Genomic DNA, 17,251 nt, shown 5'->3' with positions numbered 1-17,251 from the left:
GGCCGATCCGTCACTCCGCGCCCGGGATTCCGGCAACACGCGCAGAATGCCCCCGGCCGCGTCGGCGCCAAGATCGACGGCTCTTCCCGGAACGGTCGTCCGCCGGGCGGAGTGATGTTCGGGCGCCTCCGTGCGCTCCTTCTGTGATGAGCACGTACTTCCATCTGCGAGCGGTACCGCCCCCGGCGCTGCGCAACAGTGCGGCCTGGCTTGAACGACTGTTCGAGGGTGATCGGGAGAACGCCCGGCACCTGTTCGTCCAGCACCACGATGAGGTGCTGGACAGCTGCCACCTGGATCAGGAACTCCTCTACGCGGCCGGCGCCTCCCCGCATCACGCGGACGACCGGCCCCGGTCCCAGGTGGTGCTCGGCGGCCGGCCGGTGTTCCATCCCGACCGGGACAAACCGCCGTTCCTGGTGCTGACGGCGGCCCAGGCGCACCGGGTGGCCTCATTCCTGACGATGGCCGACTTCGACGCGCTGTGGATCTTCGCCCGCGACGAACTGCTGCCGCGCTACGGCGGTGCGACCGCGGAGCCTGAGACGCGAGGCGCTTTCGCGGCGGCGCACCAGCGGCTGACGGCGTTCTACGCGCAGACCTCCGAGCACGGGGAGGCGGTGGTGAAGTGGCTGCCGGCCTGAGACGCGCCGGCCGGGCCTTCGGGGTGGAGTGAGCGCCGGGGCGGCAGCGTAACCGGTACCGCGGTGTGGTGGACGCGGCGGATCCCGTCCGCGTCACCTCGGAGAGAGCGGCACCGTGACGTGCCTGCCTGCCCATCTGCCGGCTCGCCTCCCGGCCGACCCACTAGGGCGGCCTTGTTACCGCCCGGTCGATGACCCCATTCATGGGATTCGTCCCGTTCTGCGAGGCCGAGGTGTAACACATTCGGCCGAGTTGGCTCTTTCCAAGCGGGCGACCGAATCGGTCCGCCGGGGGAGGGGGCCACTCCTGAAGTGGCTCGTGCAGCGGCTGGACGAAGGCGGCGGAGCGGACGCGAGTCCGTACGGCGCGCCGGATGCAACCAGGACGGTTCCCGGTGGTCCGCGCCCCCACGGCCCCCATGAGACATCGCAGTTCGTACCGAGAGGACAGTGATCCCAGCCCATGAGCGGACACCGGCGCCGACCACCGCAGCGCTCCATTCGCGGCACGGGTGCCGGCAGTCACCCCGCCACGGGTCGCCGGGCCTCTCGTCATCAGGCGCCCGGACGGGCCACGTCACGCCCGGCCCGGAGAGCGGCGCCGGGGGGCAGACGATGGATCGACTATCCGCGCGGGGGAAGAACGGGACCGCGCCGCTGGCTGCCGTCGGTGCGTCAGCTGCTGGGAGTCTTCCTGGTCTGTTTCGGTGCCACGACGGCGGCCGTCGGGTACGCCTACGCCACGGTCACCATCCCTGACCCCAACCCCAGGACCCTGCTCCAGAACAACGTCTACTACTGGTCCGACGGCACCGTCCTGGCGACCGACGGCAGCGTCAACCGGCAGAACGTCACGCTCTCGCAGGTGCCCACCGACGTGCAGTGGGACTTCATCGCCGCGGAGAACGCGTCCTTCTACACCGACCCGGGCATCGACCCGCAGGGAATCCTCCGTGCCGCCGTCCACATGGCGGAAGGCGGCTCCGTCCAGTCCGGGTCGACGATCACCCAGCAGTTCGTCAAGAACACGTACCTCGATCAGTCGCAGACGGTCTCGCGCAAGTTCAAGGAGCTGCTGATCTCCACCAAGATCGGCGCCGCCATGAGCAAGCAGCAGATCCTTCAGGGATACCTGAACACCTGCTTCTTCGGCCGTCAGGCCAACGGCATCCAGGCCGCGGCCCGCATGTATTACGACCTCCCGGTGGAAAAGCTCAACGCGAGCCAGGGGGCCTTCCTGGCCGCGGCGGTCAACGAGCCGAGCCTCTTCCAGTACGCCGACTCCGACCCCGCGGCCAAGGCGCACGCGAAAGCGCGCTGGTCCTGGGTGCTCGACCGGATGGTCACGACCGGCAAGCTGACCCCGCAACAGCGGGCGAAGTACGCGGCGGCCGGATTCCCGGCGCCCACGAAGTGGAACCGCGGTTCGGCGTTCACGGGCCAGGTCGGCTACCTGGTCCAACTGGCCAAGTCGTACATCCAGGGACACGACCGGAACATCACGGACGGCAGCCTGAGCCGGGGCGGCTACCAGATCCACACCACCTTCGACAGAAAGAAGACGACGGAGCTGGCCCGGGCCGTCGCCACGGTTCGCAAGCGACGCCTCGACCCCGCCCACCGATCGGTCGACCGGGACGTCCAGGCCGGGGCCGCCTCGGTGGATCCCACGACCGGCAGGATCGTGGCGGTCTACGGCGGTGCCGGCTTCGACCAGGCCCACTACTCGGACAACGCCGACACCTCCGGAGTCCCGGTCGGCTCCACCTTCAAGCCGGTCGTCCTGGCCGCCGCGCTCCAGCACGGAGCCGTACTGCGGCCCGGCAAGTCCCCGGAGCCGATCACCCCGGACAGCAAGTTCAACGGCGACGACGGCATCCAGATCAAGGACCAGCAGGGCAACTACGTCGCCGACCCCAAGGACCCCACCGGGCTCCTCCACCAGCACAACGACACGCCTGACCATTGGGGCTACATCGATCTGCGCAAGGCGATGGAGCAGTCGGTCAACACTCCGTACGTGCAACTGGGCGAGGACGTCGGCTACCAGAACGTGGCCGGTACCGCGGAGGCCCTCGGGCTGCGCACCAACAGCCTGGCGGCCCCGAGCGCCGGCTTCTACATCGGCACCTCCACACCGAGCGCCATTCGGATGGCCGGTGTCTACGCGACCTTCGCCGCGAGCGGTATGCAGACCACGCCGTACTCGGTGACCAAGGTGACCCACAACGGCTCGCCGCTGACCGGCTTCACCGCCCCCGCCCCCGTCCGGGCCCTGCCCGCGGCGGTCGCCGACAATGTGACCGATGTGCTCCGGGGCGTCATCGCCCGGGGCACCGGCACCAAGGCCCAGGCCGTCGGCAGGACCGCGGCGGGCAAGACCGGAACGACCGACGACTACCGGTCGGCCTGGTTCATCGGCTACACCCCGCAGCTCGCCACCTCCGTCCTCCTGTTCCGGGAGGACCCGAACCACCCGCGGCTGGAATCCCTGGTAGGTGTCGGTGGCCTGCAGAAGGTGTTCGGTGGCGACATCCCCACCGAGATCTGGACCGAGTACATGCGCGGCGCCCTCGCCGGCCTGCCAGACGCCCCCTTCCCGGCGCCCGCCTCCCTCGGTCACGGCACCAACGAATACGGCGCTCCTTCCCCCTCGCCCTCCAAGCCCCGCAAACATGCGGACGGGCAGGACGGGCAAGGGGGCGACCACCACCGCCGCACCGGGAGCACCCGGACGGCCGTCCCTGGGTGCCACCGCCACAAGTGCCATTGATCGCGTCGGCACAAGACCTCGCGGAGGGCATCAGCCACTCACCCGCTTCCTCGGACGGACCTCGAGGGCCCTGGTCGCCGCGGGCCGCCGGACCGGGGGGAGGGGGAGAGCGTCGGCCACCGGCCGGGGCTCTTGCCCTCCCTTACGGCGACTCGACTATGTGGGCATAAACGGACAAAGGCGTGCCGACGAGGGCGCTTTCCCGTGCTTCCCCGCGTCCTCCCACCCCGCGGCCAGGCCGCTGCCGATGCACATTCGGCAGCCGCTCTGCCGGCGTATCGGCCGGTTCCCGTCCCAAGGAGAGGGACAACTCCGCAAGGGTCTTCCGTTTTGACTGGCGGAGGCGTACGTTCCGTTTACCCCGCGACGGCGCCTTCCGAGGCGCTGGCCCGTCGGTACCGGGACGACGGGCCGCGCGGGGGCCAACTTGTGGCGGCCGGAGTCAGGAGCAGTCGGAGCGACAGGCGAAGGGCCTGTCGGCGCAGCTTGGGCATTCGAACAGGTAAATGCCGCCCATGTCGCCGAGCATGAGGCCGGGCGAGCACTGGACCTGCATGCGTTCTTCGAAGGCAAGGTCCCAGATCGTGCCCTCCGCCGGGGTGTCCTCGACGGGCAGCCAGGTGCGCCAGCTTTCGCCGTCGAACTCAGAGCTGTTGATGGTCAGGAGATGGTCCATGCGCCGGCTGCACGTCGGGCACGTGGGCCAGTTCGGCTCCTGTGTCCAGGTCGGGTAGCCGCCGACCTTGATCCCGTCGGAGACGGAGAGGTGGTACCAGTACGACCGACCCGTTTCCTCCTCCAGTTGCTCGAACCTGGCTTCGAGCGCGTCGGCGATGTCCTCCGGCAGGTCCCAGTTCGGGTAGTCGGTGACGCGTTCCGGGTGCAGGACGCACGGGTCCGGCAGGTAGTCGCTGTCGGCACCGCTCGGGCGGGGCGGGGCCGCCGGTGCGAGGTCGCTCCCGGAGATGTCGCGCCAGAAGATCTCGGGGCGGGGTACGTAGCCGTCCTCGTGATCGAAGGGGCACCACAGCACCTGCAGCAGATCGGTGCCGGTCGGGAAGTCCAGGTCAGGCACGTCGGCGGCGAAGAGCTGGAGCACCGGAACGAGGGGGACCGGTTCGTCGGCGGGCGCGGAGTACGCCGTGTGAGGGTGGTCGTCCCCGCAGTGCGGCCATTGCTGCGACGGCGGCCAGAGCGCGGGCCCACCGAGCGAGCTGTCCCGTGCGCCCGGCTCGCCGATACGCGGATGCAGCCGGACGGCCACCTTCCGAAAGGCGGCCACCTCGGGAAACAGTGTCTCGACAGCGACCGGACGCGGCGGGGTGGTGCGGGCCATCGGACGTGCTCCTCGGGCGGGATCGTGTGTTCACAACGGCCGTGGCCGCAGCGGACTGCAGAGTAACGTCACGATTTCTGTCCACGGACAGGGGGACATCCGGGCGGGCGGACCGGCTCACGTCTCCGTCGACGGGCGGTCGATCTCCCTGCCCGGTACGGCTGTTCGTCTTCTGTGGGGCGGCTCGTCTGTGTTCCGGTCGGCCCGGCCCGAGGCGGCCGCTGTGCCATGTCCGGTGTCAGTGGTGGCTGCGATGCTGGCGGCATGACCCCTTGGAACCTGATCGATCTCGACAGGGCCCTGCGAGCCGGCTGGGCCGTTGACACCTGTTCGCCCGACGACCAGGCCAACTGGCAGCAGAGCAACCCGGCTTGGGGGCACTGCGACATCACGGCCCTGATCGTCAACGATGTCTTCGGCGGTGATCTCATGGTCGGCGAGGTGCACCTCGAGGGCACCCAGCACGGCTTCCACTGGTGGAACCGGTTGCCGAGCGGTGTTGAACTCGACCTGACCCGCGAGCAGTTCCAGCGCGGGCAGACCATCACGGCTGTTCGGGTCGTCGAGCGTCCGCCGGGTCCGTTGCCGCGTCGTTGGGAGGAGTACCTCCTGCTGCGCGAGCGTGTCATCGAGCACCTCGGCTCGCTGCCGGAGCCCGTCTGAGGGTGCCGGGGTTGCGTCGTCCGGTTCAGCGGAACGGCACATCGCGTGGGAAGGGGCCGCCGGCCGACGTCACCGCCGGCCAGGGCCCCTTCTGTCACGGCGGTGACATGAGGCTTCTGTCACCGCGACGGCATGCGACTCGAAGTTCGTCGTCTCCCTTACGGGTTGCCTCGCGACATCCCTTGTGCGCTACCGCCGTTGTCATCCCCTACGCGTCGCCGCCGAGGTCGCCGTCCCGGAGTCGGGCCAGCACCACCGGGTCGATCTTGCCGGGAACCAGGCGGTTCTCCAGGTTCTCCACTCCGGCCCACATGTCCAGCGAGGCGTAACCGCGCGCGGTGACCAGGCTCTGCACCTCCTCCTTCAGCTCACCCGACAGGTCCAGCAGGGCGTCCGGGTCGGGCTTGCCGAACAGCAGCTCGTGCACGTCCAGCAGGCGCCTCAGCTCCGTAACGGGGTCGGGATGGTCGTCCACCCGCAGATCGCAGGCGACATCGCTGCCGCCGCCGTACCCGGCGCCCGGGGACACCACATGCAGGGCCGCGCTCTGGCGGCCCCTGCGGTCACCGCCCGCGGCGTCGCCCGCCGCCAGCACCGCGACCAGCCGCTGGTCGAGGGGCACCTCCGGCGAGGACAGCCAGGCCGACTCCATGGCTTCGATCACCTCGGGGCCGGTGAGGATGTTGCCCTGGATCGCATAACCGTCGCCTGCGGTCCCACCGGCCCAGTCCAGACACTCTTCGCCTGTGTACGTCGCTCCGGGGCCTTCGGGACCGACGATCCCCATCTGCCGGTGCGCGCGCTCCCGGTCCGTGGCCGCAAGACCGGCCACCACGTCCGCCGGCTGCACGCCCGTACGCAGCAGTGCCAGTCCCTGGGGGCGATAGCGGAGGTTGGCCGCCGCCTGGGTGGCCACCGCCCCGGCTCCCGCCTCCGCCGCCGGCACCACGGCGCCGACCGCCAGAAACTTGCTCGCCACTGCTACGCCGAAGGCCGGTCCGGACCGGGCCACGATCGAAAATGTCATGAGAGTGGACAGTAGAGCGGCCCGGACAGCAGCACCAGGAGATCAGCGGCGTCCAAGGACCAGCAGCGGCCGCGGATCCGACGAGGAGCTGATGCAGGTCCACCGTCACTCTATTCAGGCGTATTGTGCGCATATGGGTGATGTTGGGTGCGGCTGGTGTGGTGCCCCACTACCGCACCAGGCCGGCCGCAACCGGCGGTACTGCAGCCCGGCGCACCGGCAGGCGGCCTGGCGAGCCCGGAAGCGATGGGAGGCGGCGGCAACGGCGCGGCAGGCGCTCGTCCTCGCCGGCGCGGAGCTGCTGGCCCGGGCTCAGACCGTGGCCCAGCAGATGGGCGGTGCGTCCCCTGCGCCGGCACCGGGGGCCGGCTGCCACAGCGCCGCGGTGGCGGAGGTTCTCGAGCTGGCCGAGCGGTTGGTGCGGCACGCGGTACTGGCCGACCGGCAGGCCGGGGCGAGCTGGGCGCGGATCGGTGCCGGCTTGGGGATCAGCGGAGGAGCGGCCAGGAACCGCTTCCGGCGGACGCAGGCTGTCACGGACGAGGGGTGGGGCGGGCACGACGGTGCGCAGCCCGACCACACCGGCCCGGACCTGCTGGATCCGCTGCTGCTCCCGGCGGTGCGGGAGACGGGCGCGTCCGGAGGCGGTCTCTACCTGTGGGCCCCGGGCGAGCGACTGCTGCAGCTGGCGGTGGTGACCGGGGGAAGGACCGCCGAAGCGTGGGATCGGGTGGTGCCGTCGGTCGGGAGCCCCGTTGCCGACGCGGTGCGCAAGCGGTGCCTGGTGCGGGTCGCAAGCCACGCGGAACTCGCCCGCCGCTACCCGAGGATGGCGCTCGCGCTGCCCTACCCCTTGTCGATGGCTGCCGCACCGGTCACCACCGGCACCACTCTGTGGGGCGCGCTGGTGCTGTTGTGGCCCGGATCGCACAAGCCGCTGCAGAGTGCCCACGAGCGCGACCTGGTGGTCAGCACGTGTGATGGCATAGGTGCGCTCCTGCAGCATGCCGCCGCCTGCGGTCATCCGGTTCTTCCCGGGCGGACCCCGCATGTGCTCGCCCCGCCGCGAGCCCGTACGCCGAGCCCCCTGGAGGCGCTGGCCGCCGTGGATCTCATCGACCGCCTCTCGGAGGGCTGCCTAGCGCTGGACTTGGACTGCCGGATCACCTTCGTCAGCGCCGGCGCGTGCGACCTGGTGGGCGGCCACGCCACGGACCTGCTCGGGACCCTGCTGTGGGAAGCGCTGCCATGGCTCGATGAGCCCGTCTTCCAGGACCACTACCGGGCCGCGGTGATCAGCTGCCGGCCCACCTCCTTCACCGCCCTGCGGCCACCGGGCCGATGGCTGGACTTCCAGCTCTACCCGGACGCCTCCGGCACCGGCGTCCGCATCACCCCCACCGACAGCAGCGGCCCGGCGGTCCGGGCGGGGCCGGGCCACAGGGACAGCGCGCCGACGCCGACCCGTGCCCGGGCGCTGTACGACTTGATGCACCTGGCCGCCACGCTCACCGAGGCCGTCAGCGTGCGCAACGTGGTCGAGATGTCCGCCGACCAGGTCATGCCGGCCTTCGACGCCCAGGGCTTCGTCCTGTCCGTCGCCGAGGCCGGGCGACTGCGCATCGTGGGCTCCCGCGGATACCGGCCCGAGGTCCTCAAGCCCTTCGACGGCCCTCCGCTCACCGACTCATCGGCCCCCACCGTGCATGCCCTGACCACCGGAGTTCCCCTGTTCTTCGCCTCCCCGGCCGAGATGGAACAGTCCCATCCCGACATCCCACGGCGGACCGAACGAGCCGCGTGGGCCTTCCTGCCACTGATCGCCTCGGGCCGCCCGGTGGGCTGCTGGGTGCTGTCCTTCGACCGGCCCCACCTCTTCACCCCCGACGAGCGCGCCATTCTGACGTCTCTCGCCGGACTGATCGCCCAAGCCCTCGAACGCGCCCGCCTGTACGACGCCAAACACCAGCTCGCCCACAATCTGCAGACCGGCCTGCTGCCGGCCACCCTCCCCGCGGTGCCCGGTCTGGAAGTGACCGCGCGCTACCTGCCCGCGGCCGAGGGCATGGACATCGGCGGTGACTTCTACGACGTCATCCGACTGGGCGACACCACCGTCGCCGCCGCCATCGGCGACGTGCAGGGCCACAACGTGAACGCCGCCGCCGTCATGGGGCAGGTACGCACCGCCGTCCACGCCACCGCCGGCGCACCTCCCGGCGAAGTCCTCGCCCGCACCAACCGCCTGCTCACGGACTTCGACCCCGGACTCTTCGCCAGCTGCCTGTACGTCCACCTCGACCTGGCCCACCACGGCGCCCAGCTGGCCACCGCCGGTCACCCGCCTCCGCTGCTGCGCCATCCGGACGGGCACACCGAGGTCCTCACCCTGCCGTGCGGGCTCCTGCTCGGCATCGACCCCGCCGTCGACTACCAGGCCACCGAGATCCCGCTGCCGCCCGGCGCCCTGCTCGCCATGTACACCGACGGCCTCATCGAATCGCCCGGCACAGACCTCGACGACGCCACCGCCGAGCTCGCCGACCACCTCGTACGAGCGGTGGACCAGCCCCTGGACACTCTCGCCGACACCCTCATCCGCCACACTCCGCAAACCGACCCGCGCAGCGACGACATCGCCCTGCTCCTGCTGCACCGGCAACGCGGCGACGGATGACACCGGCTTGCCGGCTTGCTCAGCGAGAGATTCCGGTGGTCCCTTCCTCAACTGACCACCGCGTGCGGCAGGAAGCACGGCTCCTCGCGTCACAGCCGGCCACGGCGGTTTCACGATCGGCCAGCCGGTCGTACGGCCTCAACCCGCCGGGGTACTCGTCACTCGATTCCATATCGTGCCGCGATGCCGGACGGCCAGCCAGGCAATCTCACCGCCTGATCAATGCCCGCCCGTCACGCGCTCGGTGTGTCGAAGTCGTCCAGCCAGATCACGATTCCGGTCACGTCGTGCAGGACGGCCGCGGCACCCGCTCTGATGGCGGCCGCGCAGCGCCGGGTGGTGAACGAGGCGGGGTCGTACGTTGAGGACATGCCGAGGCCTTCGCCGCGGAACGAGGCGCCCGACCAGTCGACTGCCGTCACGTTGTAGGTGGGTTCGGCGAGTTCCGCGCCGACGACGAGGAACCGTTGGGACAGATGGTTCGGGGTGACCGTCGCCAGCGGGTCGATGAGGTCGTTGCCCGCGCTGACGACGAGGTCCGGGCTCATTTCGAGGGCCTTGGTGAGGGTGGGAAGGAGGTCGGACGTGCCGTCGGCCCGCACCGTCCTGAGGTCGACGTGTTCGGCTTCGGCCCAGTCCTCGACGGCCGTCACGAGCGCCTTGGTCGGCCGGTCGTCACCCGCACTGACAAGGACCACCCGGTAGCCCTTCGGGGGGTGGACGCCGGTCCACGACCCCGGCCGGGGTGTGGTCGTCGACTCGGGAGCGGGCGAGGAGGAGGCGTCGACGAACCCGGCGCCGAGGGCACCCACGGCGGTGGGCTTGGGATGCGGCCCTGACCAGTCGTCGGCGGAACTGCATCCGGTGACCAGGGCGGCGGACGCGACGAGCACGGCAAGGGTCCGAAGCGGGGGGCGCAAGGCGTTCGTCCTCCGAGTGGTGTGAGTGGTGCGTCCCCATCCTGCGGTGCCCGCTCCCGCAAGTCGCCCCCGGAAGGGCGTTTCCTCGAACCTGTTTTCGTACGGTTCGTCGACGAGCCGAGCCGCGTTCACCCGTGACATGGACGGTGCCCTGGCAACTCTAAGGAGCCACATGTCACGACACGTCCGTCGCGCCGTCATCGGGATCACCGTCGCGGTGATCACCTTCCTGAGCCTGGTCCAGCCCGCGTCCGCCCACGGGTTCACGTCGACGGTGTACGTCCACGCCACCGCGAGCGGGGAGAACCGCATACGCACGACGCTGGAGCTCGAGTACGACCTCTTCATCGTCTCCGCCGCCGACTACGAGAAGGACGACCCTCTCTTCCGGGCCGGAGACGCCGCGTTCGACGCCGGCGACACCGCCGGCCAGGCCGCGGCGCTCAACTCCCACGCGCAGTCGGCCGTCTCGTACGTGACCCAGCGATTCTCGGTCACCTCGGCCGCCAACCACTGCACACCGACACGGGTGGACGGCTTCACGATGGGTCGCCGGGAAGGCGTACCGTACGCCGTTCTGCATCTCGACTGGGCCTGCCCCCAGGGAGGCGGGGAACGCCAGGTGCGCAGCGCGCTGTTCCCCGACTCCGAGGGCTATGTCAAAGGCGCCAAGACGATCGTCACCTACGACGTCGACGGCCGTTCAGGGAGTGCCGCGCTCGACGCAGCCCATCCCGCCTTCTCCCTCGAACAGCCGTGGTACCAGCGGTTCTGGGAGTTCTTCCGCCTGGGCGCTGAGCACCTGCTGACCGGTATCGACCACATCCTGTTCCTGCTCGCGCTCATCGCGGGGTCGCGCCGCCTGCGGGAGATCGTGCTCGCGGCCACGAGTTTCACCCTTGCCCACTCGGTGACATTCCTGCTCGCCGCGCTCGGCCTGGTCGATGAGCCGGGCAGAGTCGTGGAGCCCGTCATCGCGCTGTCGATCGCCGTGGTCGCAGGCTGGCACCTGTGGCGGATCCGGCAGCGTGGCGGTCATGCCACCGACCTCGACACCGGTGGCGGTCATTTCAGCCTCGACCGCGCGGGCTGGACACGCCTCGGTGTCGTGTTCTGCTTCGGTCTGGTCCACGGCCTCGGTTTCGCGGGCGCGTTGGGGATCGAGACGGCCTGGTCGTGGACCCTGCTGTGGTCGCTGCTGGTGTTCAACGTCGGCATCGAGGTCGTACAACTGGCCATCATCGCCCTTGTGTTCCCGCTGCTGGCCGTGCTGCGCCATCGTGCGCCGACGGCCGGCCTCCGGGTGACCGGCGCACTGTCGGCGGGAGTGGCGGTCATGGGGCTCGTGTGGTTCACGCAACGGGTGTTCGCCATCTGAGACGGGGCTCATCTCTCGTTCGAAGTTCAATAAGCACCAAGACCACATTTGCGTCCGGTTTACCAATCCCAGAGACCTTTTTGACCTCCAATCACGCACTTCTGTGCCTCAAAAGGAACGAAAGTGATGAGATTCAGACCCAACGCGCAGGTCTCCGGGCCTGCGCGGCACCGCGCGGCCACAGGAGCCGCAGCGGCATTCCTGGGCTTGTCCATGGCCCTCGGTGGCACCCTGGCGTCTCCCGCCGGCGCCGCCGACACCGCCACTCTCAGCGGCATCGTCCTCGGCGTGGGTGCCAACGAGTCCCAGCGCACCGTGACGTGGTACTCCTCGGCGGACACCACGCAGGTCGTCCAGGTCGCGCCGACCGCCCAGGTGGTCAACGGTGAATTCCCCGCCGACGCAGTCACCTTCAACGCCCTCGGCGGGGCGAACATCGCCACCAGCGGCGGATTCAACCGCCACGCGACGATCACCGGCCTGAAGGAGCACACCGCGTACTCCTACCGCGTCGGCACCGAGGGCAACTGGTCCGGGGCGTACGCTTTCAAGACGCAGGACTACGAAGGCGACTACGACTTCCTGTTCTACGGCGACCCGCAGATCGGCTCGTCCGGCGACGTGGCGAAGGACCAGGCCGGCTGGCAGGACACGCTGGACGTCTCGCTGAAGGCCAACCCGGACGCGGAGCTCCTGGTGTCGGGCGGTGACCAGGTCGAGACGGCCAACACCGAGACCCAGTGGAACGCCTTCCTCGCTCCGGACCAGCTGCGCCAGTACCCGTGGGCCGCCACCATCGGCAACCACGACGTCGGCGGCAAGGCCTACGAGCAGCACTTCACCACCCCGAACACCGACCGCTCGGCCCCGTACTACGACAACGGGAACCCGGCGGGCACCAAGTCCGGTGGTGACTACTGGTACATCTACAAGGATGTCCTGTTCATCGACCTGAACAGCAACAGCTACAACTCCGCCAACGGCGGCGGCGACGCGGCGCACATCAACTACGTCACCGATGTCATCAACAAGCACGGCAACGAGGCCAAGTGGAAGGTCCTCGTCTACCACCACGCGATCTACTCGCCGGCCGACCACGCCAAGGACGCCGACAACAAGATTCGCCGCGTCGACTTCCCGACAACGTTTTCCAAGCTCGGCGTCGACCTGGTGCTGCAGGGCCACGACCACAGCTACTCCCGTAGCTACCTGATCAAGAACGGCGAGAAGGCGAACCCGGTCGAGCAGCCCGGTGCCGCCGATGTCTACCCCGGTCCCGGCGGTGTCCTCTACGTGACGGGCAACTCGGCCTCGGGCTCGAAGTACTACGACATCACCGCACCGGACAACAGCGGCACGAGCGGCGCCGGCAACGGTGCGGACCCGCTCAACCCGAAGAACTACTGGTACAACTCGGTCCAGAACCAGGAGCACGTCCGCTCCTACGTGAAGGTCCAGGTGCGGAACGACAAGCTCGTCGTCGAGAACCTCCGCAGCGGCACCTGCGCGGCCCCGAACGCGGCCGTGGAGAAGGGCAACTGGTGCAACAACACCCCCGCCGACCAGCCCGTGGGCTCGGTCGTCGACAAGGTGACGGTGCACCCGTACCACGGCGACAAGCAGGACCTCGCCGTCAACGTTCCCAACCCGGCTCCCGGTGAGTTCGGTTGGACGATCGACGGCTACAACGGCCTGGTGGACCTCGGCACCGCCGAGGAGCGGAACGGCGACCACTTCGTCGCGGTCGGCAAGATCAACCCGCTCCTCGTGTCGGACAGCCGCCGGTCCCTCGCCCCGTGGTCCGTCTCGGCCAATGTGAGCGACTTCCGTGACGGCGACAAGACGTTCTCCGGCTCCTACCTCGGTTGGACGCCGTACGTCCTCAACGGCGGCGCGGGCGCCAAGGCCGGCGACCCGGTGGCCTCCGGCTACGACGACCAGGGCCTGGGCCTGTCCGTCTCGCGCGGCATCGGCTCGGCGGACCAGGGTCACCCCCGTGGCACTGCCAAGCTCGGCGCCGACCTGGATCTGAAGATCCCGGACACCGTCACCAAGGGTGGCTACCGGGCCACTCTGACGATCACCGCACTGAGCAGCTGATCCAGTCCGTTCCACCGGCGGGGTAGGCACCTTCGGGCCGGCCTACCCCGCCTCCCGTGCCAGGAGAACCCAGATGTACGCGCTCGCAATGCGCCGGAAGACCGCCGTCGTCTCCCTCGTCCGCACCGCCGTCCTCGCCCTGCTCACCGCCTGTGCGATCACCGGCCTGAGTGTCGGATCCGCACGCGCCGCGGACGGCGACGTCACCTGGACGGTCAGGACGGCCGCGAACGGGTACGGCGACGACCGGTCCAGCTTCGCCTACGACCTCAACCCCGGCGGCCAGATCAAGGACGCCATGGTCGTCGCCAATCGCAGCAAGGCTCCGCTCACCCTGGCGGTCTACGCCGCCGACGGCTTCACCACGGGCACGGGCCAACTCGACCTGCTCACCAAGGACAAGAAGTCCATCGGCATCGGCGCATGGGTCCATGCCGGCCGTGAGCGCGTCGTGATCCCGCCGGGCAAGTCCGCTCAAGTTCCCTTCACGGTCACCGTCCCGGACCGGGCCGTGCCCGGCGACTACGTGGGCGGCATCCTCACCTCCCTCAGGCAGTCCGACGACGCCGAGGGTGTCAACGTGGACCGGCGCCTCGGCATCCGTATCAAGCTGCGGGTCAGCGGCAAGCTCGCGCCGAACCTCGCGATCGAGAACCTCCGCGTGACGTACGCGGGTTCGTTCGACCCGTTCGCCAAGGGCGACGCCACCGTCACCTACTCGATCCACAACACCGGCAACGCGGTCCTGTCCGCGCAACAGCAGGTGACGGTCGCGGGCGCCTTCGGCCGGCTGCGGACCGAGGCCGGACGCATAGCCCCGTCACCGGAGTTGCTGCCCGGCGAGAGCTGGAAGGTGACGGTGCCCGTCCACGGCGTGGCACCCGGAGTGAGCCTGACCGCCACGGCCACCCTCACGCCCCGGCTGACCGACGCCTCGGGTTCCACCACCTCGTTGAAGCCCGTCGAGGCCACGGCACATGGATGGGCCGTGCCATGGACGCTGCTGCTGATCCTGATCGTGCTGATCGCGCTCATCGCCGGAGCCCTCGTCCTCATCCGCCGCAACCGCACGCGCCGCAAGCTGCGAGAGGACGAGCGCGTCCGAGCAGCCGTCGAGGAGGCACTCAGCAGCCGGCCCGCACAGAAGAGCTGAACGCATCGACAACGCAACCGACGGAGGCTGGCGCCGTCCGGGCGGACAGGCAGCTGATGGGCATCGACTCCCAGGTGCCCACCAGCTCTTTCGTCGTGTGACCACCGAAGGTCACAACCGTCCACGTTTCCCGATGAGCTCACTGAGCGGGGAACGTGAGTCGCAGAACGATCTCGTCGTCGTCGATCTCCCCGGTGGGCTCGAACCCGAACTTCCGATAGAAGGGCCACGGCTCGCCCTCACCGGGCTCGTAGCTGGTCAGCAGCTCGGTGGCGCCGTCCTCCCGAACCAGGGCGACGACCTGCTGGAGCGCCTCTCGGCCGATTCCGCGCCCCTGATGCCGCTTGTCGACAAGCAGGCGCCAGAGGAAGTGCCGCCCTTTGTAAGGACCACTCGGCGGTTTCCACGACAGCATCACGAAGCCGACCGGCTCGTCGCCGCTGTACACGGCGCGGTACCAGGGGTTGGCCTTCGGTTTCTTTGCCGCCTCCTTGAGCGACTTGGACACGGAGGCGACGAACTGCTTCTGGTCATGCCGGACGTGGAGGGCGCAAACGGCATCCCGGTTGTCGTCGGTGATCTCCCGAAGGTGCACACCTGGGGATCTCATGCCACACCCCTTCCGCATCCGGCAGTTGCGCCATCCGGGCCTATGTGAAGTGCCACCACCGGGCGGCATCCCACGCGTAAGCGTCACCGAGGACGCCAGGTCGGACGTCTTCGCAGCGTATGCGACGCAGGCGATCCGGAGCGGAACTGGCACGCCGGGCTGTGGCCGCGCCCGAGGCGGCTTCACGATGCAGTGCGCTGTTCCGCCCGGCCGTGCCGGCAACCGTGTTCCAGGTGGCCGAGGGATCACGCAGACGGTCCAGCCGCAGGGTGTCATGCTCGACGGCCTACGACCCTGGGTACGAACCGTTCTCACGTTCGCTACTCTCCCTCACGCCGGGTGAGGTACATAGAGCAGCGAAAAGAGCTCTGGGGAGGCCGAGATGCTGTTCAACGGGCTGCCGCAAGGATCGATGCCCAAGCTTGAACGCCCGGAACCGCTGCGCGAGCGTGTGTACGGGGCTCTGCTGGAGCTGATCAGCTCAGGGTCGTTGCGCCCTGGCCGGCACCTGGTGGAGAGCGAGCTCGCGGGCCACCTCGGAGTCTCCCGGCAGCCCGTACGCGAGGCGTTGCAGCGACTGAACACCGAAGGGTGGGTGGACCTTCGCCCGGCCCACGGTGCCTTTGTCCACGAGCCGACCGGTGACGAGACCGACCAGCTCTTCGTCGTCCGCGCTCTGCTGGAGACCGAGGCGGCGCGCCTGGCAGCGGTCGGCCCCTCGGGCGAGGGACTTGAGCGGCTGGACGAGCTGTGCGCGACGGGTGAGGCCGCGGTCGCCGCCGACGACGTGGACGCGGTGGTGATGGCGAACGCCATATTCCACGCTTGCGTCGTGGAACTGGCCGGGAACGCGGTGCTCGCGGAGCTGGCCGCCCATGTCGAGCGCAGGGTCCGCCGGTACTACACACCCATCGCCCACCAGGCTTGGGTGGAGCACCGCGAGCTGATCGCGGCCATCGCCGCACGCGACGACGCACGCGCCCAGAAGGTCATGCGCGCCCACACCGAGAACGCCAGGACACGCTTCCCCCCGAGGCAGCGTGGTTGACGCCGACGGGGCCGAACTCCGGGGCGGACCCGACCGAGGTCGCCGAGTTCGACCTGCCTGACGTGCGGGTCGAGTGGCTCAGAGAGCCTGCTCGGCCCAGACGGTCTTGCCGTCGAGGGAGTAGCGGGCACCCCAGTTCTGTGCGAGCTGGGTGACGATGAACAAGCCGCGGCCGCCTTCGTCGATGGTCTTCGCGTGGCGCATCCGCGGCGCGAGGGGATTGCCGTCGTGGACCTCGCAGGTGAGTGTGCAGTCCTTGATGAGCTGCAACCGCAGGGGCGGGGTGCCGTAGCGGACGGCGTTGGTGACCAGTTCGCTGACGATCATCTCGGTCGTGTAGGCGGTTTCCTCGTCCACTCCCCAGAGGGCGAGCTGGCGTTGGGCGTGGGTGCGCGCCGTGGCGACGGCTTTGGGGTGGTGGTCGAGATGCCACGCGGCGACCTGGTCGGCGGGGAACGGGTGGGTGCGGGCGAGGAGCAGGAAGACGTCCCCGTGGCGGGTGTCGTCCCGTAGCCGGTAGAGCACGTCGTCGCACAGATCCTGCAGTGGCCGGTCGGGGTGGGCCAGCGCCTGTTGGAGGGTGTCCGGGGACCGGGAGGCGTGCAGGAGGGATGCGGTGTAAAACGCGAGGACGCTGCCGTCGGCGACGGAGATCGTGGTGGCGGCGAAGGGGGGTCCCTCGGCGGTGCCCAGGGGCGGTCCGCTGGGCAGGTCGAGGATCTCGGTCTTCCCGTCGGGGTGGGCGATGACGGGTGGGGGGTGGCCGGCCAGCGCGATGGTGCAGGTCTGGGCGAGCGGGTCGTAGACCGCGTACACGCAGCTTCCTACGACCGGCGGGGGGTCGCCGGGCGGCAGAGCTGCGCATTCCTGGACCAGGCTTATGGCGGTGTCGTTGAGGCGTGCGAGGAGTTCGTCGGGCTCC

General features: G+C 69.6%; 13 protein-coding genes. 8 read left to right on the top strand and 5 right to left on the bottom strand.

Going from position 1 to position 17,251, the window contains the following annotated elements; translation table 11 throughout:
- Positions 1-146 precede the first annotated feature (146 nt).
- Both ABZ904_RS24375 and ABZ904_RS24370 read left to right on the top strand, forming a co-directional pair.
- Complete coding sequence (locus tag ABZ904_RS24375) at positions 147-644, top strand: DUF1877 family protein (RefSeq protein ID WP_359401064.1); 498 nt, start codon at positions 147-149, stop codon at positions 642-644.
- A gap of 670 nt (positions 645-1,314) precedes the next feature.
- Positions 1,315-3,417: a transglycosylase domain-containing protein gene (locus ABZ904_RS24370; RefSeq protein ID WP_359401067.1), complete on the top strand. Its 2,103-nt coding sequence runs from the start codon at positions 1,315-1,317 to the stop codon at positions 3,415-3,417.
- 442 nt (positions 3,418-3,859) lie between these two features.
- Here the strand turns inward: ABZ904_RS24370 and ABZ904_RS24365 are convergent, their stop codons facing one another.
- The gene (locus ABZ904_RS24365; RefSeq protein WP_360995486.1) at positions 3,860-4,753 is read right to left on the bottom strand and encodes a DUF1963 domain-containing protein; all 894 of its coding nucleotides are present in this window, start codon (positions 4,751-4,753) and stop codon (positions 3,860-3,862) included.
- A 264-nt stretch (positions 4,754-5,017) separates the two neighbouring features.
- Between ABZ904_RS24365 and ABZ904_RS24360 the strand changes: the two genes are divergently transcribed.
- Positions 5,018-5,416, top strand: a complete 399-nt coding sequence (locus ABZ904_RS24360) for a hypothetical protein (protein WP_360995483.1) — start codon at positions 5,018-5,020, stop codon at positions 5,414-5,416.
- A gap of 208 nt (positions 5,417-5,624) precedes the next feature.
- On the opposite strand, the gene ABZ904_RS24355 is transcribed toward ABZ904_RS24360, so the two are convergent.
- On the bottom strand, positions 5,625-6,443 hold the full coding sequence (locus ABZ904_RS24355) for a DUF1028 domain-containing protein (RefSeq protein ID WP_360995480.1): 819 nt from the start codon (positions 6,441-6,443) through the stop codon (positions 5,625-5,627).
- 133 nt (positions 6,444-6,576) lie between these two features.
- On the opposite strand from ABZ904_RS24355, the gene ABZ904_RS24350 reads away from it, so the two are divergent.
- Complete coding sequence (locus ABZ904_RS24350; RefSeq protein ID WP_361825459.1) at positions 6,577-9,120, top strand: SpoIIE family protein phosphatase; 2,544 nt, start codon at positions 6,577-6,579, stop codon at positions 9,118-9,120.
- Between the two features lie 233 nt (positions 9,121-9,353).
- Here the strand turns inward: ABZ904_RS24350 and ABZ904_RS24345 are convergent, their stop codons facing one another.
- On the bottom strand, positions 9,354-10,040 hold the full coding sequence (locus tag ABZ904_RS24345) for a hypothetical protein (protein ID WP_361825457.1): 687 nt from the start codon (positions 10,038-10,040) through the stop codon (positions 9,354-9,356).
- 172 nt (positions 10,041-10,212) lie between these two features.
- Between ABZ904_RS24345 and ABZ904_RS24340 the strand changes: the two genes are divergently transcribed.
- From ABZ904_RS24340 to ABZ904_RS24330, 3 genes are all read left to right on the top strand, one after another.
- On the top strand, positions 10,213-11,418 hold the full coding sequence (locus ABZ904_RS24340; protein WP_359401084.1) for a HupE/UreJ family protein: 1,206 nt from the start codon (positions 10,213-10,215) through the stop codon (positions 11,416-11,418).
- 126 nt (positions 11,419-11,544) lie between these two features.
- Positions 11,545-13,518 (top strand): metallophosphoesterase family protein, encoded by a 1,974-nt coding sequence (locus ABZ904_RS24335; protein WP_361825455.1) that lies wholly within the window; start codon positions 11,545-11,547, stop codon positions 13,516-13,518.
- Positions 13,519-13,591: 73 nt separating this feature from the next.
- Entirely contained in the window at positions 13,592-14,671 is a 1,080-nt protein-coding gene (locus tag ABZ904_RS24330) for a DUF916 domain-containing protein (RefSeq protein WP_359401090.1), read from the top strand.
- 139 nt (positions 14,672-14,810) lie between these two features.
- Here ABZ904_RS24330 and ABZ904_RS24325 read toward each other — a convergent pair whose 3' ends face one another.
- The gene (locus ABZ904_RS24325; protein WP_359401093.1) at positions 14,811-15,281 is read right to left on the bottom strand and encodes a GNAT family N-acetyltransferase; all 471 of its coding nucleotides are present in this window, start codon (positions 15,279-15,281) and stop codon (positions 14,811-14,813) included.
- A 382-nt stretch (positions 15,282-15,663) separates the two neighbouring features.
- On the opposite strand from ABZ904_RS24325, the gene ABZ904_RS24320 reads away from it, so the two are divergent.
- Entirely contained in the window at positions 15,664-16,329 is a 666-nt protein-coding gene (locus tag ABZ904_RS24320; RefSeq protein WP_360995467.1) for a GntR family transcriptional regulator, read from the top strand.
- A 78-nt stretch (positions 16,330-16,407) separates the two neighbouring features.
- Here the strand turns inward: ABZ904_RS24320 and ABZ904_RS24315 are convergent.
- A partial coding sequence (locus ABZ904_RS24315; RefSeq protein ID WP_361825452.1) for an ATP-binding SpoIIE family protein phosphatase occupies positions 16,408-17,251 on the bottom strand: 844 nt, incomplete at its 5' end.

Source organism: Streptomyces sp. NPDC046900 (assembly GCF_040644975.1).
Taxonomy (GTDB): Bacteria; Actinomycetota; Actinomycetes; order Streptomycetales; family Streptomycetaceae; genus Streptomyces.
The sequence above is the reverse complement of the archived record's forward strand: the minus strand, read 5'-3'. Positions and strand labels throughout refer to the sequence as shown.